The organism is Pseudomonas sp. AGC41, from assembly GCF_057334555.1.
In genome coordinates this window covers 106,018-112,056 of record NZ_JBHFJB010000104.1, presented here as the reverse complement: position 1 = coordinate 112,056, position 6,039 = coordinate 106,018, and the positions used below count along the sequence as shown (strand labels likewise).

The window sequence follows — 6,039 nt, the reverse complement described above, 5'->3', positions numbered from 1 at the left end:
CCCCCCCGCCACAGGATTCATACCGGACGTTGTGGCTTAACGAGCCAGCGCGACTTTCGCGGCCACGGGTCGCGACTTGCGAAACACCAACACGTTGCCCAGCATCACCAGCACCAGTCCGACCAGCGCCGGTGCCGTCCACTGATAACCCTCGACGAAAGCCGAGACATTCAACGCCACCACCGGGAACAGCACGGTGCAATACGCCGCCCGCTCCGGCCCCATGCGCCCTACCAGCGTCAGGTACGCGGTAAAGCCGATGACCGAACCCGGGATCACCAGGTACAACAGCGAGCCGACGTAGCGCGTATTCCATTCCATATCGAACGGAATGCCCTGGAACAAGCACCACACCGACAGCATCGCGGCCCCGTAGGCCATGCCCCAGGCGTTGGTGGTCAACGGCTTGAGGCCGGCCTTCTGTTGCAGGCTCGACAGCATGTTGCCCGCCGAGAAACACAAGGTGCCCAACAGCGCCAGCGCCAATCCGAGCAGCGTTTGCGGACTTGCGCGGTGCCCGGCCAGCTCCGGCCAGAACAACAACGCCAGCCCGAAAAGCCCCAAGGCGCCGCCCAGCAACACGTTGCGGGCGATCCGCTGGCCAAAGAACACCCGCGCATTCAAGGCGTTCCAAAGGGTCGCGGTGGAGAAGACCACGGCGATCAGGCCGCTGGGAATCCACTGGCTCGCGGTCAGGAAACACATGAAGTTGATGCAGAACAGGCACAGGCCCTGGGCGACGCAGATCAAATGACCGCGCCGGTTCATGACCTGCAGGCGGCGGCTGAGCAGGAGCATCACGAACAGGATCAGCGCGGCGAGGCCGAAGCGATAGACAATCGACACGGGAATGGCGACGACGCCCAACTGCAGTTTCAGAGCGATCCAGGTGGTGCCCCAGATGAGCACGGTGAGCAGGTACAACGAAAGGTTCATGGGGACGACTCCTGACAATGACGGCCAGTCTCACGCCGATACCTGCCTGGCGCTTGCGTAAACTTGCGGTTTTTATCAGGGACAGGCTGGCATGGGCGCGTCGAGGGAGTAGGATTCGAGCTGGAGAAACGAATCATGACCAGTCTGCAAACCCTGCAAGTCTTCCAAGCCCTCAACAGCTCGCCCAATGCTCGCCTGGAGCACAGCGCCGAGCTCGGTGACGGCATGGCGGCGGCTTTGTGGAGCAACCATCACGACGCCCGTGACTACGAGGCGCCAACCCACCATACGCTGTCGTGCTACATCGCCGGCGGCACCGGCACGTTTCGCCGCGAGCGTCCCGACACCACGGGCGCGCCCGGCAAACTCTGCGTGTTACCGGCCGGGCATGAATCAGCCTGGGTGATCAACGGCGACATCCGCCTTGCCCACCTGTATTTCAGCCCCGAGCAATTCGCCATGGGTTGCGTCACGCTGCTGGATCGCGAACCGCGGCAAGTGCAATTGCACGAGGCAACCTTTCTCGATGACCCGCGCCAGGCACAGCGCTTTCGACAGTTGATCGAGCTGAACTGGGCCGAACCGGCTGAACGCCTGCTCAGCAGCAGCCTGGCCCATGAGCTGCTCAGCCACCTTCTGCTCAATCAGGTTGGCCAGCGCCACGGCTTGCGCCTGAAGGGTGGGCTCGCCGCGCACCAGCGACGCTTGCTGGTGGATTACATCGACGCGCAATTGGCCGAAGCCATCAGCCTTGGTCAACTCGCCGCGCTGTGTGCCCTGTCCGAATACCACTTCGCCCGGATGTTCCGCGAAACCTTCGGCCTGCCACCGCACCAGTACGTCCTGGCGCGGCGTCTCGCTCGGGCGCGGCACTTACTGCGCCATACGCTACAACCGTTGGGCGAGGTAGCTCTGGCCTGCGGATTTGCCAGCGCCAGCCATTTTACCAACCGTTTTCGCCAGGCCCTGGGGGCAACTCCCGGGGAATATCGGCAGGCGTTTTTGCGCTAGCGCATCCATGTGCGAGCGAGCCTGCTCGCGAAAGCCCGATCCGGTCCACAACCGAAAGGAAACACTCATCCCGATTGCCGTTTCCCTCTGTGCGCCCCTACAATGCGAACAATTCTTGTTCTCTAGCACAGCTCAGCGCTGTCGGGATGTTCCTCGTTGCCGCCTGCACACACCGTCGAAGTGCTCTACAACGCCCACCACAGTTGGCTCAACGGCTGGCTGCGAAGAAAACTCGGGTGTCCCGACAGCGCCGCCGATCTGGCCCAGGACACGTTCATGCGCGTACTGGCCGCGCGCGATCCGCAGCCGGTCCTGGAGCCCCGTGCATTTCTCACCACCATCGCCAAGCGCGTATTGTTCAACCATTACCGACGCCAGGACCTGGAACGCGCCTACCTCGACACCCTCGCCCAGATGCCGGAGCAAGTGGCACCGTCGGAAGAGGAGCGAGCGATCATCCTGCAGACCCTGCTGGAGCTGGACCAACTGCTCGACGGCCTGCCGCGTGCGGTCAAAAAAGCGTTCCTGCTGGCGCAGATCGATGGCCTGACCTACAACGAAATCGCCCGTGAGCTGGGTATCTCCCTGGCGACGGTCAAGCGCCACCTGAACAAGGCAGCGATGCGCTGCTACTTCGCCCTGTGAACCCGTCGATGCCCAGCGCGCCGAACGTCAGCGCGCAAGTCGCCGAGCAGGCGGTGCATTGGCTGCTGGAAATGCAGCAAGGGCCACTCGATACGCGCCAGCAGCAAGCCTGGGAACAGTGGCTCAATGCACACAGCGAACATCGCCGCGCCTGGGAGCATATCCAGCGGGTCAACCAGCGGCTGCGCAATGTGTCTTCTCCGTTGGCCCATGCGACGCTCAACACACCGAAGTCGGCAACGCGGCGCCGGGCCCTGAAGATGTTGTTGCTGCTGGGTGCCGGCTCGGCCGTGACCTGGGGCCTGCGTGAACGCCAGTTGTTGCCGCCATTGCTCGCCGATTACCGCAGCCCGGTGGGCGAGCGGCGTCGCCTGGCGCTGGATGACGGCAGCCAGTTGCAGCTCAACAGCGGCAGCGCGGTCGATATTCGCTTCGACGCTCAGCGCCGCCTGATCCGCCTGCTGGAAGGGGAGCTGTTGTTGACCGCAGCCCAGGACCCACGCCCCCTGCAGGTGCTGACCGCCCATGGCCTGCTGGAAAGCCACAACGCCCGCTTCAATGTGCGTGAGTATGCAGACCACACCCAGGTCGCAGTGTTTGCCGGCCAGGTGGACATTCGCGGCAGGCACGGCCCGGCTTTTCTGCTGGGGGCTTCCCGGCAAGCGTCCCTTGGCATCAACGGCACCGGTCCCGCCACGGCGCTGGACGCCAACAGCGGTGCCTGGACGGAGGGCATGCTGGTCGCCGCGCACATGCGCCTGACGGACTTCCTGGAGGAGCTGGGCCGCTACCGACGCGGCCAGCTGCACTGCGACGAGGCGGTCGCCAACCTTCTGGTCTCCGGAACTTATCCGCTGGATAACAGCGAGCGAATCCTCGATCTGCTGGAAATCAGCCTGCCGGTAAAAGTGCGGCGTTTCACCCGCTATTGGGTCACGGTCGAAGCTCGCGCTTGAGCCCATGGCGGCCCACCCCAAAAAAAATGATTTTCCAGTGAGCCGTTTCCCACACCTCGGGTGACAGAGAAGGAAAGCCACTTCGATATAACCTTCTCGGGACTCCCATCCATGCCGCAGCAACCCACCCGTCTCACTCCGCTCGCTCGCGCCGCGCGTCAACTGTTCCTCGGGGCCAGCTTGAGTTTCGTTGCACTGCCCGCCGTGCTGGCTGCAGAGGCCAAGGCCTATCACATCGCCCCGTCGTCGCTGGAAAACGCTCTCAATCAATTCGGCCGCGAAGCCGGCGTGTTGATTTCCTTCGGCTCGCAACTGACCGGCGGCCTGCAGAGTCGCGGCCTGGAAGGCAGCTACAGCCCCGAGCAAGGCTTGCACGCGCTGCTCGAAGGCACAGGCCTGCAAGCGCGGCCCGAGGGGGACAATGCTTTCAGCCTGCAACCGGTTAGCAGCACTGCGCTGGACATCGGCACCACGACCGTGGTCGGTGACTGGCTCGGCGATGCCGCGCCGACCAACGTCTTCGAACACCCCGGCGCTCGGGACGTTATCCGCCGCGAAGAATTCGAACGCCAGGGCGCGACCCAGGCCCGGGACGTGCTCAATCGCATTCCCGGCGTCAACGCACCGGAAAACAACGGCACCGGCAGCCATGACATGGCGCTGAATTTCGGTATCCGTGGCCTCAATCCGCGCCTGGCTTCCCGCTCGACGGTACTGATGGATGGCATTCCAGTGCCTTTCGCGCCGTATGGCCAACCGCAGCTGTCCTTTGCTCCCGTGAGCATGGGCAACATGGACGCGGTGGATGTTGTGCGCGGCGGCGGCGCGGTGCGCTACGGCCCGCAAAACGTCGGCGGCGTGGTCAATTTCGTGACCCGGGCGATACCCGATGCACCGACCGTCAAAGGCGGTTTCCAGACCGAGGCGAGCCCGTCTTCCAGCCACGACGGTTTCAAGACGTCCGCCAATCTGCTCGCCGGCGGCACCGCCGATAACGGCCTGGGCGGCGCCCTGTTGTATTCCGGCACCCGCGGCGGCGACTGGCGTGAACACAGCGACACGCAAATCGACGACCTGATCCTCAAGGGCAACTATCAGCTGGACGAGGCCAACAGCTTCAACGCCATGGCCCAGTATTACGAAGGCGAGGCCGACATGCCCGGCGGCCTGAACGTGGCCGACTACAGCGCCGACCCGTATCAGTCCACCCGCCAGAAAGACCGGTTCTGGGGTCGTCGTACCCTGGTCAATTTCGGCTATCGCTACCAGCAGGACCGGCGAGAATTCACCGCCAATACGTTTTTCACCAAGACCTTGCGCAGCGGCTATCTGGACCAGGGCACCTTCCTGTCGCTGTCGCCTCGTGAATACTGGGTACGCGGCCTGGAAACCCGTTTCGCCCAAGGCTTCGATCTCGGCCCGACCAGCCACGAGGTCGGCGTCGGCTATCGCTATATCAACGAAGCCGGCCATGAACTGCGCTATCGCACACCGATCGCCAGCAATGAGTTGCCGACCACCTCCAGCCGCAACGACCGCGATACCCGCGGCGGAACCGAAGCCAATGCGTTTTTCATCGATGACCGGATCGATATCGGCAAATGGACGATCACGCCCGGCATTCGCTACGAAATGATCGAGTCGCAGCAAACCAACAATCTGACCAACGTGAAATACAAAGGTGACTACAACACCGCCCTGCCAGCGCTGAATGTGCTGTACCACCTGACCGACGAATGGAATCTGTATGCCAACACCGAAGGCTCGTTCGGCAGCGTGCAGTACAGCCAGATGCCCAACCGCGTCAGCAGCGGTGAAGTAAAGCCGGAGAAAGCCCGCACCTGGGAGCTTGGCACCCGCTATGACAATGGCAACCTGCGGGCGGAGATCGGCGCCTTCCTGATCAACTTCGACAACCAGTACGAAAGCAACCAGACCAACGATTCGGTGATCGCCCGGGGCGAGACTCGCCATCAGGGCATCGAAACCAGCATCAACTATGCCCTCGACGGCCTGAGCCCGGCGCTGGCCGGTTTTGACGTGTACGCCACTTACGCCTACGTCGACGCCACCATCCGCGAAGACGGACCGAACAAGGGCAACCGCGTGCCCTTCTCCTCCAGGCACAAAGGTACGCTGGGCGTGGGTTACACGGATGGGCCGTGGAAGCTGAACCTGGACAGCACCTACCAGAGCGCACAGTTCGCCGACAACGCCAATACCCGCGCTGAAAGCGCCGATGGCAGCACCGGCAACATCCCCGGCTACATGCTGTTCAGCAGCCGCGCCGCCTATGACTTCGGCCCGCAACTGTCGGACCTGAACCTAGCGGTGGGTGTGAAGAACATCTTCAATACCCAATACTTCACCCGCTCGTTCGACGACAACAACCGGGGCAAGTACGTAGGGGAACCGCGCACGTTGTACGTGCAGACGTCCGTGGCGTTCTGATCCGGCCACGGTGGGATCGCGGAAACAAGACGGGCCTGCG

Annotated in this window: 5 protein-coding genes; 4 read left to right on the top strand and 1 reads right to left on the bottom strand. The window is 63.1% G+C overall.

The genetic code is table 11. From position 1 onward, the window contains the following. Nucleotides 1-36: 36 nt before the first annotated feature. Nucleotides 37-936 carry a DMT family transporter gene (locus ACE04F_RS18175; RefSeq protein ID WP_486108829.1) on the bottom strand — a complete coding sequence of 300 codons (900 nt, stop codon included), beginning with the start codon at nt 934-936 and terminating at the stop codon, nt 37-39. 135 nt (nt 937-1,071) lie between these two features. Between ACE04F_RS18175 and ACE04F_RS18170 the strand changes: the two genes are divergently transcribed. The 4 genes from ACE04F_RS18170 (at nt 1,072) to fecA (ending at nt 5,999) form a co-directional block, all read left to right on the top strand. Further along, nucleotides 1,072-1,947, top strand: a complete 876-nt coding sequence (locus tag ACE04F_RS18170; protein ID WP_486108827.1) for a helix-turn-helix domain-containing protein — start codon at nt 1,072-1,074, stop codon at nt 1,945-1,947. A 156-nt stretch (nt 1,948-2,103) separates the two neighbouring features. Beyond that, complete coding sequence (locus tag ACE04F_RS18165; protein WP_486108825.1) at nt 2,104-2,592, top strand: sigma-70 family RNA polymerase sigma factor; 489 nt, start codon at nt 2,104-2,106, stop codon at nt 2,590-2,592. A gap of 8 nt (nt 2,593-2,600) precedes the next feature. After that, on the top strand, nt 2,601-3,548 hold the full coding sequence (locus ACE04F_RS18160; protein WP_486108823.1) for a FecR domain-containing protein: 948 nt from the start codon (nt 2,601-2,603) through the stop codon (nt 3,546-3,548). Between the two features lie 111 nt (nt 3,549-3,659). Beyond that, nucleotides 3,660-5,999, top strand: a complete 2,340-nt coding sequence (fecA, locus tag ACE04F_RS18155) for a TonB-dependent Fe(3+) dicitrate receptor FecA (RefSeq protein WP_486108821.1) — start codon at nt 3,660-3,662, stop codon at nt 5,997-5,999. Nucleotides 6,000-6,039: the final 40 nt, after the last annotated feature.

Bases quoted from the DNA above. Each gene is read 5' to 3' on its own strand.
- ACE04F_RS18160 (WP_486108823.1), top strand. From the start codon at position 2,601: ATGCCCAGCGCGCCGAACGTCAGCGCGCAAGTCGCCGAGCAGGCGGTG.
- fecA (WP_486108821.1), top strand. From the start codon at position 3,660: ATGCCGCAGCAACCCACCCGTCTCACTCCGCTCGCTCGCGCCGCGCGT.
- ACE04F_RS18175 (WP_486108829.1), bottom strand. From the start codon at position 936: ATGAACCTTTCGTTGTACCTGCTCACCGTGCTCATCTGGGGCACCACC.
- ACE04F_RS18170 (WP_486108827.1), top strand. From the start codon at position 1,072: ATGACCAGTCTGCAAACCCTGCAAGTCTTCCAAGCCCTCAACAGCTCG.